The following is a 20822-nucleotide window of genomic DNA, read 5'->3' on the forward strand; positions in this document are numbered from 1 at the left end:
TGGGCGGCATATCAATCCGCCTGGGAGCCAGAATATGAAAGCTGTTGGATATCAACAAGCCGGTGATCTTGATCGCGAAGACGCGCTAGTGGACATCGAATTGCCCCGCCCCGAACCGGGTCCGCGTGATCTGCTGGTCAAGGTCGCTGCCGTCTCGGTCAATCCGGTAGACGCGAAGATCCGCCGCAACCGCGCGCCACTGACCGGTGCCTATGATGTGCTGGGTTGGGATGCGGTCGGTACCGTTGAGGCTACCGGCGCTGAGGTCAGCGCGTTCAAGGCAGGTGACCGGGTTTACTATGCCGGGGCGGTTAATCGGCCCGGCTGCAATGCCGAATACCATCTGGTCGACGAGCGCATTGTCGGCCGTGCGCCCGCCAGCCTGAGTGATGCGCAGGCGGCTGCTCTGCCGCTGACCGCCATCACCGCCTGGGAGCTGCTGTTTGATCGCCTGGGCGTCACCGAAGGCGGCGGCGCCGGCCAGACTCTATTGGTGATCGGCGCTGCCGGTGGGGTGGGTTCAATCCTGGTGCAGCTGGCGCGTCAGTTAACCGAACTGACAGTGGTGGCGACGGCCTCGCGGCCAGAAAGTGTGCAGTGGATCAGTGACTTGGGCGCGCAGCATGTGATTGACCACAATCAGCCCATGCTGGCGCAGTTGCAGGCCATAGGCATAGAGCAGGTTGAACTGGTTGCCTCGCTGACCCACACCGCCGAGCATTATGAGCAATATATCGAATGTCTGGCGCCGCAGGGCAAGCTGGGCCTGATCGATGATTTCGACAGCCTGGACGTTCTCAAGCTCAAACCCAAGTGCCTTTCGCTGCACTGGGAGTTCATGTTTGCCCGCAGCCTGCATCAGACCCCGGACATGATCGAACAGAGCCGACTGCTGAACCGGGTTGCAGAACTGGTAGACAAGGGCACCTTGAAAACCACCCTGGGTGAGCACTTCGGCACTATCAATGCGGCCAATCTGCTCAAGGCGCACCGATTGCTGGAAAGCCACAAGGCCCGGGGCAAGCTGGTACTCGAAGGTTTTTAACCTGTTGCGGCAGGCGCCTCGCGCTTGCCGCTTCTGTTATCCGCTGCTAGGGTTAGCTCATCCCTCGGGATGCTCCCTCTTTTCTCTGGAACATGAATCATGAGCTTTGCACCGCACTCAGTCGCCTCTGTCATCGCCCTTTCGGGCGCAGCCGCTCGTGGGCTGACATCGGTGCCGGTGCAGAGCTTTGACGTCGCCTGTTGCATGGCGGCGCCTCCTGTCGCAGCGCCACCGCCGTTGATCGGTGCTGCAGATCTTTCGCCGCCACGGCGCGTGATCTGAAAACACACTCCCTCTTTTTTGCGTTTCCCCTGAAGGCTGGCTGACTTGCTGGCCAGGTAGTCGCCGGTGAATGGGCGGCTGTCGGCATGGGAAGCGCGGTGTTTTGACAGGTGATAAGCATGCTATTGAACAAATCGACCTGGGTCGCTCTCGGCCCTACCGCACTCTTCGTAATGCTGTGGAGCAGTGGTGCGATCTTCTCTTCCTGGGGGCTGCAGCATGCCTCCGCCTTTGCTTTTCTATTTCTGCGTTTCGTTATGGCCTGCGTGGTACTGGGCTTGTTGGCAAGTTACCGGCGACGCTGGTTGCCCGCCTTGGGTTCGCGGCGGCGGGTAGTGATGGTTGGTATTCTGCTGACGGGCGGGTACACCATCTTCTACCTGCTGTCGCTGGACCAGGGCATTACCCCGGGCGTACTGGCGACGGTGTTGGGCGTGCAACCGATCCTGACGTTGCTGCTGGTAGAGCGCCGAGTGTCCTGGATGCGTATTGCTGGATTGCTGCTGGCGCTGGGTGGGTTAACGCTGGTAGTGCTGGAAAGCCTGCTGGCCGCGCGCTTCTCGCTACTGGGCATCAGCCTGACTCTGGCCGCGCTGGCGTGTATCACGTTCGGCTCGATATTCCAGAAAGGCCTGCAGCAGGCACCGATGGATGTGCTGCCGCTGCAATACCTGATCGGCCTGTTGATGTGCCTGCTGTTTGTACCCTTTCAGCCATTCGAGTATGAGCTGACGGTGGGCTTTATCGTGCCGCTGATCTATATGGGCGTGGTGATTTCGGTGCTGGCGACGCTGTTGCTCTACCGGCTGATTCAAGCGGGCAATCTGGTCAATGTCACCAGTCTGTTCTACCTGGTACCGGGTGTGACCGCAGGGCTGGATTATCTGTTTCTGGGTAACCGCATGGCGCCGCTGAGTTTGCTAGGCATGCTGGCGATTCTGGCTGGTTTGGCGTTGGTGTTCCGGACGCCCGCTGCCAGCGGGCGTCCGGTGGCCGATTAGTCCCAGGCCGGCGCGAAGTCCGGATTGGCGATACGCTCGCCGCGTTCCAGCGCGGCGATGGCCGCCACGTCTTCCTGGCTGAGCTGAATCTTCGCTGCGTCCAGGTTGGTCTGTTGATTGGCGCGCTTGGTCGAGGATGGAATCACCACGTAACCGGATTGCAGTAACCAGGCCAGGGCCACTTGCGCTGGGGTCACCTGGTGCGCGGTGGCAATCGCCTGCAGCACTGGATCCTGCATTACCTTGCCTACTGCCAGCGGCATATAGGCAGTCAGTTGAATGCCCTGCTCACGGGCGAATCCGGCCAGCTTGCGGTAATGCAGGAAGGGGTGGATTTCGACTTGGTTGGTGGCGATATTCTCGGCGCCAACCAGATCAATCGCCTGGGTCAGATGCTCGATGGTGAAGTTGGATACGCCAATGGCGCGGGTCAGGCCCTGTTCGCGCGCTTCCAGCAGCATTGGCAGATACTCTTCCATCGGCACCTTGTCCTCCGGCGATGGCCAGTGAATCAAGGTTAGATCGACCTGCTTCAAACCCAGTTTTTGCAGGCTTTCCTGCAAGCTCGGAATCAGCTTCTCCGGCTTGAGGTTGGCAATCCAGATCTTGGTGGTGATAAACAGCTCATCGCGCGGGATACCGCTGGCGGCGATGGCTTCGCCGACTTCCTTTTCATTGTCATAGATCTGCGCGGTATCGATGTGCCGGTAACCCAGCTCCAAGGCAATGGTGACCGCATCGATCACTTCCTGTCCCTTGAGGCGAAAAGTACCAAAACCCAATGGTGGAATCGTCATTCTGTGTCTCCGAAATAATGGTCAGTAGTAACGTATCAGTACTCAGCCGCAGAGGCCGCTGAGGAATAATCTGTGGGGGCGCGATCCAGTCGACCGCTCCAGAGCGTCAGGCCGACGGCGCCGAGTACCACCAGTGCGCCTATCCAGGTGGTATGTATCAGGCCCGGGCCAGCGACAATCAAGCCGCCGAACCAGGCGCCCCCGGCGATGCCCAGATTGAAGGCGGCGATATTCAGCCCGGATGCCACGTCCACCGCCTGCGGCGCATAGCGTTCGGCCTGCTGCACTACATACACCTGCAGGCCCGGCACGTTGCCAAAGGCGACTGCGCCCCAGAGCAGCACCGTCAGCAGTGCCAACCAGGGCGTACTGGCGGTAAAGGTCAGCGCCATTAGTACCGCCGCCAGACCGAGGAAAATCATCACTAGCGCTTTGATCGGCCCCAAACGGTCAGCCAGCCGACCGCCGAGAATATTGCCGAAGGCCACCGACACACCATAGACCAACAGCACCAGGCTGACAGTTCCCGCAGTGAAACCACTTATTTCCTGAAGGATCGGCGCCAGATAGGTGAAGGCGATAAAGGATCCACCGTAACCGACTGCGGTCATCGCGTAGACCAGCAGCAGGCGTGGCTGGCGCAGCACGCTGAGTTGTTGCAACAGCGATGCGGGAGGGTTGTGCTGGATGCTCCTGAGAACAAACAGCAGGCTGCCGATAAAGGCGATCACGCCCAACGCAGAGACGGCGAGAAAGGTTTCGCGCCAGCCAAACTGCTGACCAATGAAGGTGCCCAGCGGCACGCCGGTAACCAGCGCCACGGTCAGGCCGGTGAACATGATGGCAATCGCGCTGGCGGCCTTCTCGCGGGGCACCAGGCTGGTAGCGATGGTTGAGCCGATCGAGAAGAACACGCCATGGGCCAGGCCGGTGACCAAGCGCGCAAGAATCAGTGATTCATAACCGGGCGCCTGCCAGGCGAGCAGATTGCCCAGGGTGATAATCACCATCAGCGACAGCAGCAACAGCTTGCGCGGCACCCGGCCGGTCAACGCGGTCAGCAAGGGCGCACCGATGGCCACACCGAGTGCGTACAGGCTAACCAGCAGGCCGGCCGAGGGCACACTGACGCCCAGGTCCAGGGCGATGGTCGGGATCAGGCCAACGATGACGAACTCGGTGGTTCCTATGGCGAAGGCGCTGAGGGTCAGCGCCAGAAGGGCAATGGGCATGGCAATCTCTCAATGAGTGGATCAGGTGCGCAGTGTGCCCGCCTTACCTTTGCCGAATAAGGGGGTAGCGGGCATTTCATTTTTGACTAAAATGCATGAATGAAAACGACACTTGATGAGTTGCAGGCCTTTGTCCGGGTGGTGGACAGTGGCTCGATCAGCGCGGCGGCAGAGCAGGTACAGCAGACCGCCTCCGGCATCAGCCGGGCGCTCAGTCGGCTGGAGGACAAACTCGGCACCACGCTGTTGCGGCGCACTACCCGGCGCCTGGAATTGACTGAAGAAGGCGTGGCCTTTCTCGCCGATGCGCGGCAGATTCTGGATGCGGTGGAAGCGGCGGAGGAGCAGATCGCCCTGCGTCGCCAGCGCCCGGCTGGGCGTTTGCGCGTTAACGCTTCCACGCCGGTGATGCTGCACATCATCGTGCCGTTGCTCGAGAGTTTTCGCGCGCGCTATCCGGACATCGATCTGGAGCTGGACAGCGACGAGCTGTATATCGACCTGCTGGAACAGCGTACCGATGTGGCTATTCGTGTCGGCACATTGCGCGACTCCACGCTGCATGCGCGCTCGCTGGGTCATAGCCGACTGCGGATTCTTGCCAGTCCTGGCTATCTCAAGGCGCATGGCATCCCGCTGCAGGTAGAGGAGCTTGCCGCCCATAGCTTGCTCGGATTTACCGAGCCGGAGAGTCTGAACCTCTGGCCGCTGCGCCATGCGTTAGGCGATCGCTTCGCGATTGAGCCAGCGATCAAGGCGTCCAACGGCGAGACCCTGCGGCAACTGGCGCTGGACGGTCAGGGCATTGCCTGCCTGTCGGATTTCATGACGCTGGCAGATCGTCGGCAGGGCCGTTTGGTGGAGGTGCTTGCCGAGTACGACAATGGCCATCAGCAGCCAATCCACGCGGTGTATTACCGCAATACGGCCCTGGCCGCCCGCATCACCTGTTTCCTTGATCATGTTCAGGACTGGATGAGCACTGACGCAAACCGTTAGGCTAACCTTCTATCTGCTTTCATCAGGAGAAACCCATGAGCGCACACCCATTGCTGGGCAGCCAGCTCCCCATCATCCAGGCACCCATGGCCGGGGTTCAGGACAGCACGCTGGCGCTGGCGGTCTGCCGTGCCGGCGGGTTGGGCTCGATCCCCGCCGCCATGCTTGGGCCCGAGGCACTGGCCGCGGAACTCAAGACCATGCACGAGCAGGCCGCGGGGCCATGGAATGTGAATTTTTTCTGCCATACCCCGCCGACAGCGGATGACCAGCGCGAAGCGGCCTGGCGTCAGGCGCTGGCGCCCTATTACCAGGAACTGGGGTTGGATATCGAGAGCATCCCCAGCGGCGCCGGACGCCGGCCCTTTGACGCCCAGGCACTCGAGCTGCTACGCGAGTGCAAGCCGCCGGTAGTCAGCTTTCATTTCGGCCTGCCGCAGCCCGAACTGCTGGATGAACTGAAAAGCTGGGGCACCACTGTGCTTTCATCTGCCACCACGGTAGGCGAAGCCCTGTGGCTGGAGGCCCATGGTGCGGACGCGGTGATTGCGCAAGGTCTGGAAGCTGGCGGACATCGCGGGATGTTTCTGACCGAAGACGTCACCACCCAGGTCAGCACCTTCGCCTTGCTGCCGCAGCTGGTAGAGGCCGTCAGGCTGCCGGTTATCGCCGCTGGCGGCATAGCCGACGCCGCCGGGGTGCGCGCCGCCAAGGCACTGGGCGCAGTGGCGGTGCAGGTCGGCACGGCCTACCTGCTGTGCCCCGAAGCCAACACCAGCGCCGTACATCGTCAGGCGTTGCAAAGTGAAGCAGCGCTGCACACGGCGCTAACCAATGTGTTTTCCGGGCGCCCGGCACGCGGCATCGTCAATCGGGTGATACGCGAGTTGGGTCCGATCAGTGAGCTAGCGCCAGCGTTTCCCTTGGCCGGCACCGCCATCACACCCCTGCGCGGCGCGGCGGAAAAGCGCGGCAGTGGCGATTTCTCACCGCTCTGGGCCGGGCAGAATGTACGTGGCTGTAAGCCGATATCCGCCACTGAGCTGACCCACTTGCTGATGGGCGCGCACTAGCGCGTCAAGCCGGGTCGATTGGCTGCGGATCGTAACCCGGCGGTGGTTTGCAGGTGTGAGGGCAGGTACTGCACAGCGTCTTGCCCGGCAGTTTGTAGCGGATGCAGCAATTCAGCCGTTCGCGTTGCAACTGCGCCTCGCCCCCGCGGGAGACATAACGGATGCTGTCATGCAGTGGATTGCGGAAACTATCCGGGCGGCAACGCTGGCTGATCAACTCCCCGGTCTGGTCCATCAAGCTCTGGCGTACCGGGTATTTACCCAGCTCACCGAGGATCCATTCCAGATAGTGCCCGGCGCTGCTCCAGAGCACCTTGGGTGAGAGTTTCACCTGGCTGCTCAGGGCGCGAATCAACGGGTCCAGGTGCCCATCGAGCAGATCGGCGAAGCGTTCAAAGGCGTTTCTGGGCTCGTTCGGCCACGCGCGACCTGCATCGGGCAATTGGAACGCGGCGGGCAGGCCATCTTCGCCCATGATGATGCGCAGATCCTGGGCGCGCACGGGCAGTTTCCAGTTGGCATTCAGGCTGGCAATGATCACCGGTGGGATCAGTCGCAGGAAATGGTATTTGATCCAGATAGAGACCAGCGCGCGACGATCAGCATCCCTGTATTGCGGCGCAAAGCGCATCAGGCAGGCCTCCACGTGCGCTGGCTCCAGGTATTCCTGCATCGACAGCGAGGGTCGCGGATCGTCGCTGAACACCAGAGTGTCACCCAGCGCTACGAGAGGGTCTGGAAATAGCGCTGTCAGGGCGGGTTGCATGGCGTCTCCAGGCCGGCCTTGGTAGCCGGCTAAGGGATGCGGCGCCAGAGAATGTGGCAGGCGCCTGCGAAGGGCGTCAATCTAAACCATTATCATTCATATATTCAAGAGCGCATCGGCGCTGGCGCTGGCGCGTTGCTCGCCAATCAGCTCCAACAGGCGGCCATTGTCCATCTTCAATACGCGGTCGGCCTGGTCGAAATAATGGTCGTCATGGGTAATCGCGATCACGGTTTTGCCCGCCGCCTTGAACTGCGGCAGCAGCTCGCGATAGAACAGCCGGCGGAACAGCGGATCCTGATCGGCGGCCCATTCGTCGAGCAGCAGAATGTCGCGTTGCTCAAGCAGGCCCAGCAGCAGCGCCAGGCGTTTGCGCTGGCCCTGGGATAACTGGATGTCGCTCAAGCGACCATCGACGATGCCGACCTTGTGCTGCAGGTGCAGCTTGCTCAACCAGCTGTCCACTTCAGCATCGGGCACTTCGTTGCCGTCCTTGCCCAGCAGCCGGCTGAACAAATGAAAGTCACTGAAGACGCTGGCGAACATTTGCCGGTAGGCGCTGAGTTCCTGTTCGGCCACGGGCCGGTCGTCCAGGCTGATCTGACCGCTGTGCGGGCGATACAAGCCGGTGAGGAGACGGGCCATGGTTGACTTGCCACTGCCGTTTCCGCCAATCACGAAGATCACTTCGCCACGGCGCACGGTCAAATCCAGCGGGCCAACATCAAAGCCTTCGCCCTCTTCCGCCGGATAGCGGTACACCAGCGATTGCAGCCGCAGCTCCTTCCAGTCGGATTTCAACGGCGCGACTTCGTGGAAGGCTTCGGTATGTGGCGTCAGCGCCAGGGTTTCCAGCTTGTTCAGCGACACTTGAGCAGTGATCAGATGCGGCAGGGTATTCACCGCCGCGACCATCGGCGTGCGCAGAAACAACATGGTCAGCGCATAGGTAGCGGCCACTGCCGGCTCGGCCCAGCCCAGGCCGCCGGCGAGGAAAAACACCAGGCCGATGAGCCCCAGCACCATGATATTCGCCCAGTTGCCGGACAGCCCGTAGAAGGTATCGGCGCGGATGATCTCGTCACGGTACAGGCGTGCGTTGTCGTCAAATTCTTCCTGGTACAACCGGTTGGCGCGGTGTCGATTGAGCGCCAGTTCCTTGCGCCCTTCAATCACGTCCTGATAGTTGCCGTACAGGCGATCTTCCGCTTCGCGCATGCGCTGGATATGCCGATGCACGCGGCTGACCAGCAGCCAGCCAACGACGAAGGTCAGGCCCAGCCAGAGTAACGTGGTGATAAACAGCGGACCGGATAGCCATGCCAGGTAAACAAAGGCGGCCAACGTCAGCGCCATGCCGTAGAGCATTTCCGGCAGGCCGACAAAAGCCACAGTGATATTGCGGATATCGGTCGACAGGCTGGCCAGAATACGCGCGCCACCGATCTGCTCGATACGCTCTATGTCGGTATCCAGCACGCGTTTGACCAGCGAGCGACGCATCCGGTAAACGAAGCCGTGACTCAGACGGTGCAAACCGATCTGCGCGCCCGTGGCACACAGCAGCAGCGCGCAGAGCAGCCCGGCAAAGCCGAGCAGCGCCTGGCCGAGGTCTTCCGTGCCGGCGATCAGGCGATTGTTGACGTAAGCGATCACCGCGACGCTGAGCAGGGCGCTGCCGACGCTCAGCAGCATGATGCCGAGTAGCGGCAAGCGATTATCGCGAAATAACAGGGACAGCAATTTCATCAGGGGGTAATCCGGTCAGCAGAATGGGCGCAGCTTAAAACAACCAGATTGAAAGTAAAGGGAACGGCGGCGTTTCGCCGGCTCAGGTCTGGCCCTGCAGCCAGATGGCGTTGACCTGGTCCGCCAGGGTCATGGGGTCAAATGGCTTGATGAGCATGCCCACCACCCCCGGCAGATGCTGGGCATCCTGTTCCTGCGCCCGGGTGGCCGTAAATACCACCGGCGTGTCAGCCCAGGCGGGCAACTGACGCAGGCGCGCCAGGGTGGCCGGGCCATCCATGCCCGGCATGCTCACGTCGAGCAGAATCAATTGCGGCTCGAACGCGTCAAGCTGCGCTAATCCCTCGGCACCCGAACTGCAGCTTCTGAGCGAGAATCCGCCGATGATCTCCAGGGCGATGCGCGCAATCTCAAGCATGCCCTTTTGGTCGTCGATGTGCAGGATTCTTTCCAGCTCGGTCACTAGGCGGCGCCTTGGTCAGAGACCGTTATTTACGTGCCCGCCATCAACATTGATGATGGTACCGGTCATGAATGAACCAGCCTCGCTGGCCAGCAGCAGTAAGGGGCCACTAAGCTCCTCGAGTTGACCCAGGCGGCGCATCGGCACCTTGTCCTTGATATAGGCCTGGCCTTTTTCCGACTCAAAATAATCGTTGTTCATTTCGGTGCGGAAGTAGCCGGGCGCGATGGCATTGACGCGGATCTTGTCGCGCGCCAGCTCAATGGCCATCGCCTTGGTCAATTGCACCACTCCAGCCTTGGCCACTGCGTAATGGCTCAAACCCTGACCGACGCGCAGGCCGAGAATCGAGGCGATATTGACAATGCTGCCGCCCTGCCCGGATTTGGCCATGGCCACAGCGGCGCGATGCGCCACGCGCCAGGCACCGTCAAGGTTGGTATCGAGCATGCTGCGCCAGTTGCCCTCGGTCATCTTCAGAAAGGGCACGCCCTCGCCGATCCCGGCATTGTTGATCAATACATCGACGCTACCGAATTGCGCTTCGGCTGCGCTGAAGCCGGCATCGATGCTATCGGCATCGGTTACATCCATGGTCACAGCCAGCGCCTCAAAGCCTTGATCCTGCAGGTCCTGAACCAGCCGTGCCAGACGGTCAGCCCGGCGTGCGGCCACCACCACACGTGCGCCAGCGGCGGCCAGCACGCGGGCAAAATGTTCACCCAGGCCGCTGGAAGCGCCGGTAATCAGGGCGGTTTTGCCGGTCAGGTCAAAGCGTTGTTCGGTCATTGTCAGGGTCCTTGTAAAAATCGTCAGAGCGGCAGTATCGACCAAGCGCGCCGCGCGCACCAGCCCATTGCAACGGGTGATAGGCCGCGATCACGCCTGTTACCCGCAGTCACGTATTCAGCCACCCAGCACGCTCTGCTTGAGCTGTACGCCCTCGCTGTCGATGACCGTCAGATGCACGGGCAGACATTGGGCGACACTCTGGGAGACGGTGCAGAACTGTTCAAACTGGTCGAGGATCCGCTCCAGCCGTTCAATCTCTCCCTGAGCATGACCCAGATGGAGGGTGACGTTGACCTTGGCTACCCGCAGGCGATTGTCCGCATTGCGGCCAAGCCCGCCGCTCGCTTCTGTGCGCATACCGTCGCTGGGTTGTTTGAATTTATTCAGGGCGAATATCAGGCTGTCGGTCAGGCAGCTTGCCACTGCGCTGATAAGCAGCTCGACCGGACTGGGTCCTGCTGCGGTGCCGAGTGGCGCGGGCTCGTCGGTCAGGATCGCTGGTGTTTCACTGCCGAATTGAACCTTGAAACGATAAGCCTCTTCCTGCTCCAGACTAACGCTAACAATGTCGTCACTCATAAATGGCTCCTCACTGGTGACTTGAAAAATTGCGGCTTGAATACAATCTATTTTTATATATATTGTAAGTCAATAGATTGTTATCGAGTGATTCATGCAACCCACTACTGACACCGTTGATCTGCTGCGCCTGCAGCAAGCTGCCGACAAGGCTTTGACTCTGCTCAAGGCGCTGGGCAATCGCGACCGGCTGATGCTGCTTTGTCATCTGACCGAGGGCGAGCGCAATGTTGGCGAGCTGGAAGCCACCCTTGGCATTGTGCAGCCAACCCTGTCTCAGCAGCTGGGCGTGCTGCGGCGCGAAGGTATGGTGACAACCCGGCGTGAGGGCAAACAGATTTTTTACCGTATCGCCAGTGAGGAAGCCCTGGCGATTATCGAGACGCTGTATCAATTGTTTTGCGCCGAGGAGAGCCAGAAATGACGGTCGATTGGGTGAGTTTTACCCCCTGGTCAGCGTTGATCGGCGGGGTCATGATTGGTCTGGCTGCTGCCCTGTTGGTGGTATTCAACGGCCGTATCGCCGGTATTAGCGGCATGCTCGGTGGGCTGCTGACGCCGCGCCAGGCCGGCAATGCGGAACGCTTTTTGTTCGTGCTTGGTCTGCTGCTGGCGCCGCTGATTTACTGGGTTGTGCATAGTCGTCCGACGATGGTGATCGAGGCCGGCCCTGTGGCGTTGGTGGTGGCCGGTTTGCTGGTGGGTTTCGGCTCGCGGCTGGGGTCGGGCTGCACCAGTGGTCACGGGGTTTGTGGCCTGGCCCGCCTTTCTCTGCGCGGGTTTGTGGCGACGCTGGCCTTTATGGGTGCGGGCTTTGTCAGCGTGTTCTTACTGCGCCATGTCTGGGGAGGCTGAGCGATGCGTAAACTCATAGCGTTCGCCAGTGGCCTGCTGTTCGGGCTCGGGCTGATTATTGCGGGCATGGCCAACCCGGCCAAGGTGCTCGGGTTTCTCGATCTCTTCGGCGCCTGGGATCCGTCGCTGGCACTGGTCATGGCCGGCGCAATCGTTGCGGCCTTCCTGCCAATGCAGTGGGCCCAGCGCGCCTCTCGCTCACTCAGCGGCGAACCCATGCAGTTGCCCGATACCCATCGGCTTGATCGACGTTTGGTGCTTGGCGCACTGATTTTTGGCGCGGGCTGGGGCGTTGCTGGTTTCTGCCCAGGCCCGGCATTGGTTGCCCTGGGCGCTGGCGTTCCACAAGCGTTGCTCTTCGTTGTGGCGATGCTTGCAGGTATGCTGTTGTTCAAATTCTTTGATAGATGGACCACTGCCTGATGCTGGAAAATCGTCGCCTGCAGCCCCCCGGTGGTACTGGCATTCTTGCGTGGGCCCGACATTATCGCCGCGCGTGGTTAAGTGGTGATTTGACCGCCGGTTTAGTGGTCAGCGTGATGATCATCCCGCAGAGCATGGCTTATGCGATGCTCGCCGGCCTGCCGGTGCAGATCGGCTTGTATGCCAGCCTGCTACCCTTGATTGCCTACGCGATATTCGGCAGCAGTATGAATCTGTCGGTGGGCCCGGTCGCGGTTACCGGCCTGATGACGGCGACCCTGCTGGCGCCGATGGCGGCGATTGGCAGTGATCAATATCTGCAACTGGCAATCTGGCTGGCGCTGCTCTCGGGCGTCATGCTGTTTGTCTTCGGTCTGTTGCGTCTGGGCTTTCTGGCCAACTTTCTCAGCCATCCGGTGATCAGCGGCTTTATCAGCGGGGCAGCGATTCTGATTGTGCTCAGCCAATTGCCGCATCTGCTTGGCGTGCCGCGTCTGCCGGCTAATCCACTGCAGTTGCTCAATGACTGGCAGATAATCAACAGCGTGGTGCTGGGCTTCGGGCTGATCTGTCTATTGCTCCTGTTGTATGCGCGCAGCCTGCTCTCCGGCCATTTGAAAAAGCTGGGTTTCAAACCGGAGCTGGCGACGCTGTTGGCGCGGCTGGCACCGATTGTGGTGGTCGGGTTGGCCATGACGGTCACGGTGCTGGGTCAGTTGGCCGAGCGCGGGGTGCCAGTGGTGGGCAGTCTGCCGCTGGGCCTGCCGTCGCTGTATTGGGTCACGCCGGATCTGGGTAATCTGCGCTCGCTGTTGCTACCGGCGGCACTGATCAGTCTGGTCAGCTTTGTCGAGAGTGTCTCTATCGCCCAATCACTGGCCCGGCACAAGCGCCAGAGTATCGATGCGAACCAGGAACTGCTTGGGCTGGGCGCTGCGAACTTGGGCTCGGGCCTGACCGGCGGCTTTGCGGTGTGCGGCGGCTTTTCCCGATCTGTAGTGAATGTCGAAGCAGGCGCCAATACGCCGCTGGCGGGAATTGTGGCGGCAGTGATAATTGGGCTGATTTTGTTAACTATTGCGCCGATTTTCGCTCATCTTCCGCTGGTGGTGCTGGCAGTTATCATCCTCGTAGCGGTCACACCGCTGATCGATGTGGCCAGCTTGCGACGCGCCTGGCGCTATGACCGTGCCGAAGGGCTGACGCTGTTCAGCACCGCTGCGGGCGTGCTGTTGCTGGGTATTGAGGGCGGTATCGTGCTGGGTATCTGTCTGTCGATTGCCGCGCAGTTGTGGCGCGGTAGTCGCCCGCATGTGGCCGTGGTCGGCCGGGTGCCGGGCACGCAGTATTTCCGCAACACCAAGCGCCACCTGGTGGAAACGGCGCCGCATACGCTGGCACTGCGCATTGATGAGAACATTTTCTTCGCCAATACCAAGGCCATTGAGTTTTCAATTCAGAAGGCCCTGCGCGACTACCCGGATACCCGCGAGGTTCTGCTGATTCTCTCGGCGGTCAACCATATCGATGGTACCGGGCTGGATATGTTGAGCGAGTTGACCGAGGGTTTGCTGGAGCGGGATGTGCACGTACATCTGGCCGAGGTGAAAGGCCCATTGATGGATCGGCTGGACAGTACCGACTGGCTCAAGCTGCAGGTGCGTGAAGTCTTCCCCAGCACGCATATCGCCTTTAATACCTTAGGTAGCCTGAAACGCCCCGGCGCCCTGCCCGAGCAAGCTTGAGGCTAAACCACGGGCGCTATCCACACGCCGCTGGCGGCCCACACGGCCAGCGCCGTCAGCAGCAGTGCCACAATCAGCGCACGGGTTCTAGCAGGCCGCGCTGGCTCAGCTGCGACGGATACTTCGCGCTGGCCGTGGATCATGCTGCCCAGCAGCGGCCGGCCGCGGTACTGATACACCAGCACCGCCAGTATATGCAGCCCTAATAGCAGATAGATAAACAGCTCGGTGCTGCGGTGCCAGTCGCTTGCTAGCCGTCCCAGCCACGCCGGCACTTGCCAGGCCAAGGGGCCGCTGAAAGCGACATCATCACTGCTGATCAAGCCGCTCAGCGCCTGAAAGCCGAGCAGCCCCAGCAGCGCGAAAACCGAGAGTGCGCCTAGCGGATTGTGACCCAGCCCCGACCAACTGCCCTTCAGGTAAGCGCTGATCCGGCTCGGTGTGGGGAAGAAGCTGGCGAAGCGCGCATAATGGTTCCCCAGCAGGCCCCACAGCAGGCGGAACACCAGCAAGCCGAACACGCTCAGGCCGAAGCGGCCATGCCAGAGCATCCAGTCCCCGCCTAGTTGTGCGCTAATCAATGAGCCGCTGATCGCCAGCACCAGCAGCCAGTGAAACAGCCTTGTAGGCAGATCCCAGACAGTAACCCGCACAGCGCACCTCCGCAGAATGAGTGCGCAGGCTAACGCTGGCAGTACGTTGCAGCAAGAACTCTAGAGCTGGCGCGCCAACTTGTCGCGGAGCTTCTCTGGATGGTTGCCGGCGGCCTTGTCCAGTTCGGCCAGTTCTTCCGGCACATACCAGTGCAGAGTGTCGGCCTGGTAGGCCTGCCACACCACCTTCGCCACTTCCACCGCCTCGATCACGCGGAAGGCACCGGTCTCGGCAGCGGCTGCCAATAACGCTTCATCCGGCATGCCGGTGCGGATCAGCCCAGGCAGCACATCGGCGACACGAATGTCATGGCGGCGGAATTCGTTGGACAACGCCTCGGTCAGGCCTTTGACCGCATGCTTGGTGGCGGAATACACCGCGATCAGCGGCATGCCCATGGTCGCAGAGGAGGAAGAGGTAGTGAAGCACAGCGCATTCGGCGTGGCCTTGAGCAGCGGCAGCGCGGTGTAGATGCCGTTCAACACGCCGATGAAGTTCACCTGCACGATGCGCATCTGCTCGTCGAAGGGCATCTCATCAAAGAAACCGCGCATCGCGATCCCGGCATTGTTGAAGAGAATATCCATGCGCTCGCCGGTCGCTTCGCTGAAGGCGTTGACCGCCCGCTCGAAGGCCGCTTTGTCGCTTACGTCCAGTTGCCCGGTCATGCAGTTCTCGGCGCCCAACTCAGCCTGTAACGCTTCCAGCCCGCTCTGATTCAAGTCAAAGGCCCCGACAAACCAACCCTGCTGTTGAAACAGACGCGCGGTTTCCCGGCCCATACCGGAAGCAGCACCGGTAATGAAAATCGACTGACGACCTGCGGCTTGTGACATGCGAGATTTCCTTTTATCTGAACGGCGAGAGTGGGGATTGCCAGCACGTTAGCACTGTCTGGCGAGTCTGGGAGCCAAGCGCTAGTTAAGCTGATTGGGTGGCAATCATTCTGATTATGAGCAGTAAAGGGCCATTCCAGACGGCCTGTCATGGCAATGTCACATCACGGGACTAGCCTGCGTGAGCCTATCCTGTTGTGAGGTGACCATGTTTTCCACCGTTCGTACGCGCATCCTCTGCTTTGCCTTTATTTCCGTGAGCGCTCTGGCTGCGTTGGCGGTGTTGTCACTGCTGATTATCAACGAGGCGGAAACGGCCTCCAAGCGCCTGATTACTGCCGGCCTGCAGGAGTCCTGGATGCTTGAGGACCTGGAGCAGGATCACCGGCAATTGCAGGATCTGGCCTACAAGGTCAAGGCGCAGCTGCTGCTCTGGAATGAGATTACCCCGGCGTTCGAAGAGCTGGCAGTGTCGCTGCCCGAGCATTGGCAGGTGATCGAGCAGAGCCCGCAGCTGGGCGAGTGGGCAGTGACCCATGGCGAGCACTTTCAGGGAGTGCTGGCGTTGTTGGCCAAGCTGGAGCCCGGGATCCGTGAGCAGAGCTATTACAGCGTCGGCCAGGTGGTGGACTTCTCGCTGTTTCCGGCCCTGGAGCCGATGCTCGCCGCCATCGAAGAGCGAAAGCGCGCAAGCCGCAGCATGATTCAGCAGGACTCATCGCAGTTGCTGGCCTATCTCAGCGAGCAACAGGCGTTCCTGATTGTCGGCTCTGCGGTGTTCCTGATCGCCATTATTCTGATGACGCTGTGGCTCAGGCGCACGGTGATCGTCCGGTTGCAGAACATTGAAAGCGATATCAAGCAGATGGACGCCACCTCGGATCTCAGCCGCACGCCGGTGGTCACCGGCAAGGATGAAGTTGCCGGCGTGGCCCGCGCGCTCAATGGTCTGGTCGGGCGCTTTGATCAGTTTGTCGGCGATATCCGCCATTCCGCCGCCAGCTTGAATCAACGCTCCGCCACTCTGGACGCCGAAGCGGAGGCAGTGCAAGCCGCCTCCGAAGCCACCCGTGAGCAGATTGAAGAGGTGAATAACTCGATGGGCGCCATCGCCGGTCAGGCGTCGGAAATCGAGTCGGTCACCGAGCTGTCGGCCGCCAAAATACGCGAAGCGGTGCTGGCCAACGCTCAGGTTCAACAGGGCCTGCAAAGCAGCGAGGCGGCCGCCAATAATGCTGTTGACGTTATCGTGCGGGTCTCCACTTCCATCCAGGCGCTGGGCGAATCCACCAGCAAGATCGAGCAGGTGATCGGCGTGATTGCCGCCATCGCCGACCAGACCAACCTGCTGGCGCTGAATGCGGCGATTGAAGCTGCACGTGCCGGCGAACATGGTCGCGGCTTTGCGGTGGTCGCCGATGAGGTAAGAACTTTGTCCCAGCGCACCGCCGACTCCACCCGCAATATTCGTCAGTGGGTCATGGATCTGGTCGAAGGGGTCAGCGACGTGGATGCGCTACTGGGCGAAATGCACGCCGCCGGCGCCGACAACCGAACCAATCTCGACCAACTGAAAACCCACCTCACGCGTCTGGCGGATCAGTTTGTAGAAATGGAAACCAGCAGCCACCAAGTCTCGCACTCCGTCTCATTGCAGCGCGATGAACTCAACCTGATCAAGCAACGCTCGGCCATGCTCAGAGAAAGCTCGGTGCTGCTGATGGGCAGCGTCAATCAGTCCCGGGAGATCAGCGAATCGCTACGCCAGGAGTCGCTGTCGATGCGCCAATTGACTGAGCGGTTTCGTTCGGCTGTGATCTAAACGGGGGGGGCGTCTCTGCCCTTGTACCTGCCAGCTCTCAGCCGAAGTAATCCTGCATCCAGTCAAACAAGGTATCGCTGCTTAGTGCGGTGACATCGATCTGCTTGAAGTCACCGCTGACTTCTTCTTCACGGGTAACGAACTGGTAGAGCACAGTGCCCGGCTGCTGATCATGCAGAACCAGAGTGATGCGCCGCTGCGTGCGCAGGCAATCGATGGATATAACGTCGGCAGGTATGCCGCTATCACGCATCCCCTGGCGTACTTCCACTACCGGGTTGATATGCTCGTGCGCCGCCTGAATCCGGGCATGAGCATCGCTAACCAGATCTGAAAGGGTTTTCAGCGGGGCTTCTGTCATAGGGGCTGGCCTGCTCCGGTTGCAATAAAGGGTATCGGGTGGCTATCGCAGACAAGCCTGCACAGGCTTTATCTGCGTTCAGGCCTGGAGAATATCATGCAGCCATGGGTCTTCCGAATCATGCCGCCGCAGTACACGCTATCTAATCGCCTGACTCAGCGCTGGGCAAAACCCGGAATGCGAAAGCGCTTGCGGTAGGCGCTGGGCGTTAGGCCGGTGATGCGTTTGAACAGGCGGCGGAAGAACGCAGCATCTTCATAGCCAATGCGCCAACTGATCTCGTCAACTGAACAGCTTGTGCGCTCAAGGCGCCGTTTCGCATCCTCGATGCGCAGCCGTTGCACATAAGCAATCGGCGTCAGGCCGGTAGCGCTGGCGAAATGCCGCTTGAAGGTCCGCTCAGCCATCCGTGAACGACGGATCATTTCTTCTACCGGATGCGCCACGGAAAAATGCTCGGCCAACCACTTTTGCGCATCCAGAATCTCACCATCACCGTGCTCCAGGTTGCCCTCGAACATGATGTAAGGCGTCAGGCCATCCTGGTGCCACTGCAAGGCGAACAGGCGCGCCACGTCCTGCGCAGTGGCGGCGCCGGCGAAGCGCACAATCAGATACAGCACCAGATCGTGCCAGCTCATGGAAGCGCCAGAGCTCACCAGTTCCTCATGCGCTCCTGATACCACCAGCACCCGCTCAGGGTGAATCGGGATGCCGGGATAGCTCGCGGCGAATGTCTGGGCGTAGCCAAAATGCACGGTCGCATCCTTACCGTCGAACAGACCGGTTTCGGCCAGCAAAAACATACCGGAGCAAGCTGAGCAGAGTAGCGCTCCGCGGCTATGCATCAACTGCAGCCAGGTAACCAATTTTGGATAGCGCTTTTGCCGCCAGCCTTCTGCCCGTAGCAGCACGGCGGGAACAATGACAATGTCAGTGGACTGTATTGCGTCGACCGCGCGCTGCACCGTGATCGGCACGCCGCTGGCCAGCGTCATCGTACCTGCTGCTTCTCCCACTAACTCGATATGAAAGGGTGGCGGCGAGTCCGGGTCGCCCATCCCCATCAGCGTTATCGCGTTCAACACGTCGTAGATGCCGGCGATGGTCGACATCACCGCATCAGGAAAAGCCACAAGGCTCACATGTTGTGGGGCGCCCGCAGCCAGGTCGTTTCGTTCATCAATGGGAGTTGTGTCGTTCATGGCGGTGATCCTCGCCGTTACACACAAGCATCGTGGCATAAATGGACCGTTTTCAGGTCGTTCCAGCTCTTCAGTTACCTCGCTAGCGGCAGCGATCATGTGCGGGCAATCCAATCTCCCTGTGAACAAACTCTGAAGGAGCAATACCATGAATATGCCTGTTATCGATGAAAGTAAACTGGAGGCCTTTGTGATGCGAGCGATGGGTGATCTGGCTGCCGGCTATGGCGGCATCATGATCACCCTGGGCAACAAACTGGGCCTGTACAAAACCCTGGCCGGTGCCGGCCCGCTCAGCGCAGCGGAGGTGGCCAAGCGCAGCACCTGTGCTGAACGCTATGTGCGCGAATGGCTGAATTCCCAGGCCGCCTCGGGCTATGTGGATTATCACCCTGCCAGCGACACCTATGAACTGGCACCCGAGCAGGCCATGGTGTTGGCGGATGACGAAAGCCCGGTGTTCTTGCCGCCTGCCTGGCAGGTGCCCGCGTCCATGTGGTTCGATGAAGAGCTGTCGCTGGAAGCCTTTCGCACTGGCAAGGGCGTGAACTGGGGCGAGCATGATCATCGCCTGCAATGCGGCGTAGCAGCGTTCTACCGCAACGGTTATCGCAGCAGCCTGGTGCCTGAGTGGCTGCCGGCGCTCGAAGGCGTGGTGGAGAAGCTCGAAGCAGGCATTAACGTGGCGGATGTGGGTTGCGGTCACGGCCATTCCACCGTGTTGATGGCCAAGGCCTTTCCGAACTCGCACTTTTACGGCTATGACGTGCACGCGCCGTCACTCCAGGAGTCCACGCAAAATGCGATAAAAGCTGGGGTCACTGATCATGTCGAGTTTCAGGTAGCCAAGGCGGTGGACTATCCGGACAAGCAATATGGCCTAATCTGCTTTTTTGACTGCTTGCACGATCTCGGCGACCCGCTGGCAGCGGCGCAGTACGCGGCCAAGGTACTGGCCCCGGATGGCGCGGTATTGCTGGTCGAGCCCTTCGCCAATGATCGGCTGGAGCAGAACATATCGACCGTCGGCCAGCTTTATTACTCCGCTTCCACCTGCATCTGCTGCGCCCATGCAATTTCGGAGGGTGGTACCGAGGTGCTCGGTGCGCAGGCCGGAGAGGCACGCTTGGCCGAGGTGTTCTGCAAGGCCGGCTTCAAGCATTTCCGGCGCGCGGCTGAAACGCCTTTCAATCTGATTCTGGAGGCGCGGCGCTAAGGTGGGTCCCGTTGGTGCGGCAGTTAATTGCACATGCGTCCCTATGGCCAGGCAGTTGGACTTGAAGTTGCGCATTACCTACTCAGGGAGTGTCGCCTGTCTGACTGCCCAGCCCCGCCCGGTCAAAAGGCAAACGTGATCCAGCCACTGGACTCCAAGTATTTGCCCAGCATAACGACGCACATGATCACCACCAGCAAACGCAGCTTGTTGGGGTCGATCTTGTAGAGAAAGTGCACGCCGGTCCAGGCGCCGATAAATTGCCCGACCATCATCACCAGCCCCACCTGCCACACCACGTTGCCGTAGAGGGTAAAGACGATCAGCGATGAAAAGTTGGTGGCGAAATTCAGCGGCTTTGCGGTGGCCGTGGCGGCAATCAGTTTGGCCCTGCGCAGCATCACATTGGCCAGGGTGAAAAAAGACCCCGTGCCCGGCCCGAACATGCCGTCATAAAAACCGATGCCGGGAATCACCGCGTAGGTAAAGGTTTTGCCAGTGACCTTGGTGCCCAGGTTCGCGGCTTTGCCGGGTTTGTACAGGATGAAGTAGACCGCAATAAAGGTCAGCACCAGCGGAACGGCCAGGGACAGGTACTGCTGATCTACAAAATGCACCGCTACCGTACCCAGTGCCGAGCCCAGAAAGGCGCCGATCACCAGCGGGCGAATGTGCCGCAGACGGATCTTGGATTTTCTAAGTAACAGCACAGTGGCTGTGCCAGTGCCCAGGCAACCCTGCAACTTGTTGGTGCCCAGCGCATTGATCGGCGACATGCCCGAGAGCATCAACGCCGGAATGGTAATTAACCCGCCTCCCCCCGCCAGCGTATCAATGGTTCCCGCTACTACCGCCACAGCAAACAGCAACCCGATCAGCTCGAATGAGATTTCCATATACGCTCGATATGCTTTGAACTACTGATGC

22 protein-coding genes are annotated in these 20822 nt (G+C 60.3%); 10 read left to right on the plus strand and 12 right to left on the minus strand.

Annotated elements, in window-relative coordinates; genetic code table 11:
• Positions 1 to 34: 34 nt before the first annotated feature.
• Positions 35 to 1045 (plus strand): zinc-binding alcohol dehydrogenase family protein, encoded by a 1011-nt coding sequence (locus DT594_RS12265; protein ID WP_149332924.1) that lies wholly within the window; start codon positions 35 to 37, stop codon positions 1043 to 1045.
• A 401-nt stretch (positions 1046 to 1446) separates the two neighbouring features.
• A complete protein-coding gene (locus DT594_RS12270; protein ID WP_149332925.1) occupies positions 1447 to 2328 on the plus strand; it encodes a DMT family transporter in 882 nt (293 codons plus the stop codon).
• Here DT594_RS12270 and dkgB read toward each other — a convergent pair.
• Together dkgB and DT594_RS12280 are read right to left on the minus strand one after the other, a co-directional pair.
• Positions 2325 to 3125, minus strand: a complete 801-nt coding sequence (gene dkgB / locus DT594_RS12275) for a 2,5-didehydrogluconate reductase DkgB (protein WP_149332926.1) — start codon at positions 3123 to 3125, stop codon at positions 2325 to 2327. The genes DT594_RS12270 and dkgB overlap by 4 nt on opposite strands.
• Positions 3126 to 3160: 35 nt before the next feature.
• Positions 3161 to 4357: an MFS transporter gene (locus DT594_RS12280; protein WP_149332927.1), complete on the minus strand. Its 1197-nt coding sequence runs from the start codon at positions 4355 to 4357 to the stop codon at positions 3161 to 3163.
• A 99-nt stretch (positions 4358 to 4456) separates the two neighbouring features.
• Here DT594_RS12280 and DT594_RS12285 point away from each other — a divergent pair, with 99 nt between their 5' ends.
• On the plus strand, positions 4457 to 5356 hold the full coding sequence (locus DT594_RS12285) for a LysR substrate-binding domain-containing protein (protein WP_149332928.1): 900 nt from the start codon (positions 4457 to 4459) through the stop codon (positions 5354 to 5356).
• 35 nt (positions 5357 to 5391) lie between these two features.
• Positions 5392 to 6429 carry an NAD(P)H-dependent flavin oxidoreductase gene (locus DT594_RS12290; protein WP_149332929.1) on the plus strand — a complete coding sequence of 346 codons (1038 nt, stop codon included), beginning with the start codon at positions 5392 to 5394 and terminating at the stop codon, positions 6427 to 6429.
• A 4-nt stretch (positions 6430 to 6433) separates the two neighbouring features.
• On the opposite strand, the gene fhuF is transcribed toward DT594_RS12290, so the two are convergent.
• From fhuF to DT594_RS12315, 5 genes are all read right to left on the minus strand, one after another.
• Positions 6434 to 7195 (minus strand): siderophore-iron reductase FhuF, encoded by a 762-nt coding sequence (fhuF, locus tag DT594_RS12295; protein ID WP_149332930.1) that lies wholly within the window; start codon positions 7193 to 7195, stop codon positions 6434 to 6436.
• A gap of 96 nt (positions 7196 to 7291) precedes the next feature.
• Entirely contained in the window at positions 7292 to 8944 is a 1653-nt protein-coding gene (locus DT594_RS12300; protein WP_149332931.1) for a multidrug ABC transporter permease/ATP-binding protein, read from the minus strand.
• An 82-nt stretch (positions 8945 to 9026) separates the two neighbouring features.
• Positions 9027 to 9407, minus strand: coding sequence for a response regulator (locus DT594_RS12305; protein WP_149332932.1), 381 nt, complete (start codon positions 9405 to 9407; stop codon positions 9027 to 9029).
• A 15-nt stretch (positions 9408 to 9422) separates the two neighbouring features.
• Positions 9423 to 10196 carry an SDR family NAD(P)-dependent oxidoreductase gene (locus DT594_RS12310; RefSeq protein ID WP_149332933.1) on the minus strand — a complete coding sequence of 258 codons (774 nt, stop codon included), beginning with the start codon at positions 10194 to 10196 and terminating at the stop codon, positions 9423 to 9425.
• 117 nt (positions 10197 to 10313) lie between these two features.
• Positions 10314 to 10778 (minus strand): OsmC family protein, encoded by a 465-nt coding sequence (locus DT594_RS12315; protein ID WP_149332934.1) that lies wholly within the window; start codon positions 10776 to 10778, stop codon positions 10314 to 10316.
• Between the two features lie 94 nt (positions 10779 to 10872).
• Here DT594_RS12315 and DT594_RS12320 point away from each other — a divergent pair, with 94 nt between their 5' ends.
• The 4 genes from DT594_RS12320 to DT594_RS12335 are packed head-to-tail and all read left to right on the plus strand — an operon-like array spanning position 10873 to position 13801.
• Positions 10873 to 11202, plus strand: a complete 330-nt coding sequence (locus tag DT594_RS12320; RefSeq protein ID WP_149332935.1) for an ArsR/SmtB family transcription factor — start codon at positions 10873 to 10875, stop codon at positions 11200 to 11202.
• Positions 11199 to 11633 carry a YeeE/YedE family protein gene (locus DT594_RS12325; RefSeq protein WP_149332936.1) on the plus strand — a complete coding sequence of 145 codons (435 nt, stop codon included), beginning with the start codon at positions 11199 to 11201 and terminating at the stop codon, positions 11631 to 11633. Before DT594_RS12320 ends, DT594_RS12325 begins: the two co-directional genes overlap by 4 nt.
• Positions 11634 to 11636: 3 nt before the next feature.
• Positions 11637 to 12056, plus strand: coding sequence for a YeeE/YedE family protein (locus DT594_RS12330; RefSeq protein ID WP_149332937.1), 420 nt, complete (start codon positions 11637 to 11639; stop codon positions 12054 to 12056).
• The gene (locus DT594_RS12335; RefSeq protein ID WP_178091515.1) at positions 12056 to 13801 is read left to right on the plus strand and encodes a SulP family inorganic anion transporter; all 1746 of its coding nucleotides are present in this window, start codon (positions 12056 to 12058) and stop codon (positions 13799 to 13801) included. Before DT594_RS12330 ends, DT594_RS12335 begins: the two co-directional genes overlap by 1 nt.
• Positions 13802 to 13803: 2 nt before the next feature.
• Here DT594_RS12335 and DT594_RS12340 read toward each other — a convergent pair whose 3' ends face one another.
• Together DT594_RS12340 and DT594_RS12345 are read right to left on the minus strand one after the other, a co-directional pair.
• Positions 13804 to 14454, minus strand: coding sequence for a cytochrome b/b6 domain-containing protein (locus tag DT594_RS12340; protein WP_149332939.1), 651 nt, complete (start codon positions 14452 to 14454; stop codon positions 13804 to 13806).
• Between the two features lie 60 nt (positions 14455 to 14514).
• Positions 14515 to 15291 carry an SDR family oxidoreductase gene (locus DT594_RS12345; RefSeq protein ID WP_149332940.1) on the minus strand — a complete coding sequence of 259 codons (777 nt, stop codon included), beginning with the start codon at positions 15289 to 15291 and terminating at the stop codon, positions 14515 to 14517.
• A gap of 208 nt (positions 15292 to 15499) precedes the next feature.
• Between DT594_RS12345 and DT594_RS12350 the strand changes: the two genes are divergently transcribed.
• Positions 15500 to 17113, plus strand: coding sequence for a methyl-accepting chemotaxis protein (locus DT594_RS12350; RefSeq protein WP_149332941.1), 1614 nt, complete (start codon positions 15500 to 15502; stop codon positions 17111 to 17113).
• A gap of 37 nt (positions 17114 to 17150) precedes the next feature.
• Here the strand turns inward: DT594_RS12350 and DT594_RS12355 are convergent, their stop codons facing one another.
• The gene (locus tag DT594_RS12355; protein WP_149332942.1) at positions 17151 to 17474 is read right to left on the minus strand and encodes a hypothetical protein; all 324 of its coding nucleotides are present in this window, start codon (positions 17472 to 17474) and stop codon (positions 17151 to 17153) included.
• A gap of 155 nt (positions 17475 to 17629) precedes the next feature.
• A complete protein-coding gene (locus DT594_RS12360) occupies positions 17630 to 18679 on the minus strand; it encodes a GlxA family transcriptional regulator (protein ID WP_149332943.1) in 1050 nt (349 codons plus the stop codon).
• Between the two features lie 148 nt (positions 18680 to 18827).
• Here DT594_RS12360 and DT594_RS12365 point away from each other — a divergent pair, with 148 nt between their 5' ends.
• Positions 18828 to 19895 (plus strand): class I SAM-dependent methyltransferase, encoded by a 1068-nt coding sequence (locus DT594_RS12365; protein ID WP_149332944.1) that lies wholly within the window; start codon positions 18828 to 18830, stop codon positions 19893 to 19895.
• Between the two features lie 122 nt (positions 19896 to 20017).
• Here the strand turns inward: DT594_RS12365 and DT594_RS12370 are convergent, their stop codons facing one another.
• On the minus strand, positions 20018 to 20791 hold the full coding sequence (locus tag DT594_RS12370) for a TSUP family transporter (RefSeq protein WP_149332945.1): 774 nt from the start codon (positions 20789 to 20791) through the stop codon (positions 20018 to 20020).
• Positions 20792 to 20822: the final 31 nt, after the last annotated feature.

Source organism: Halopseudomonas laoshanensis, assembly GCF_008365385.1.
GTDB classification, from domain to species: Bacteria; Pseudomonadota; Gammaproteobacteria; order Pseudomonadales; family Pseudomonadaceae; genus Halopseudomonas; species Halopseudomonas laoshanensis.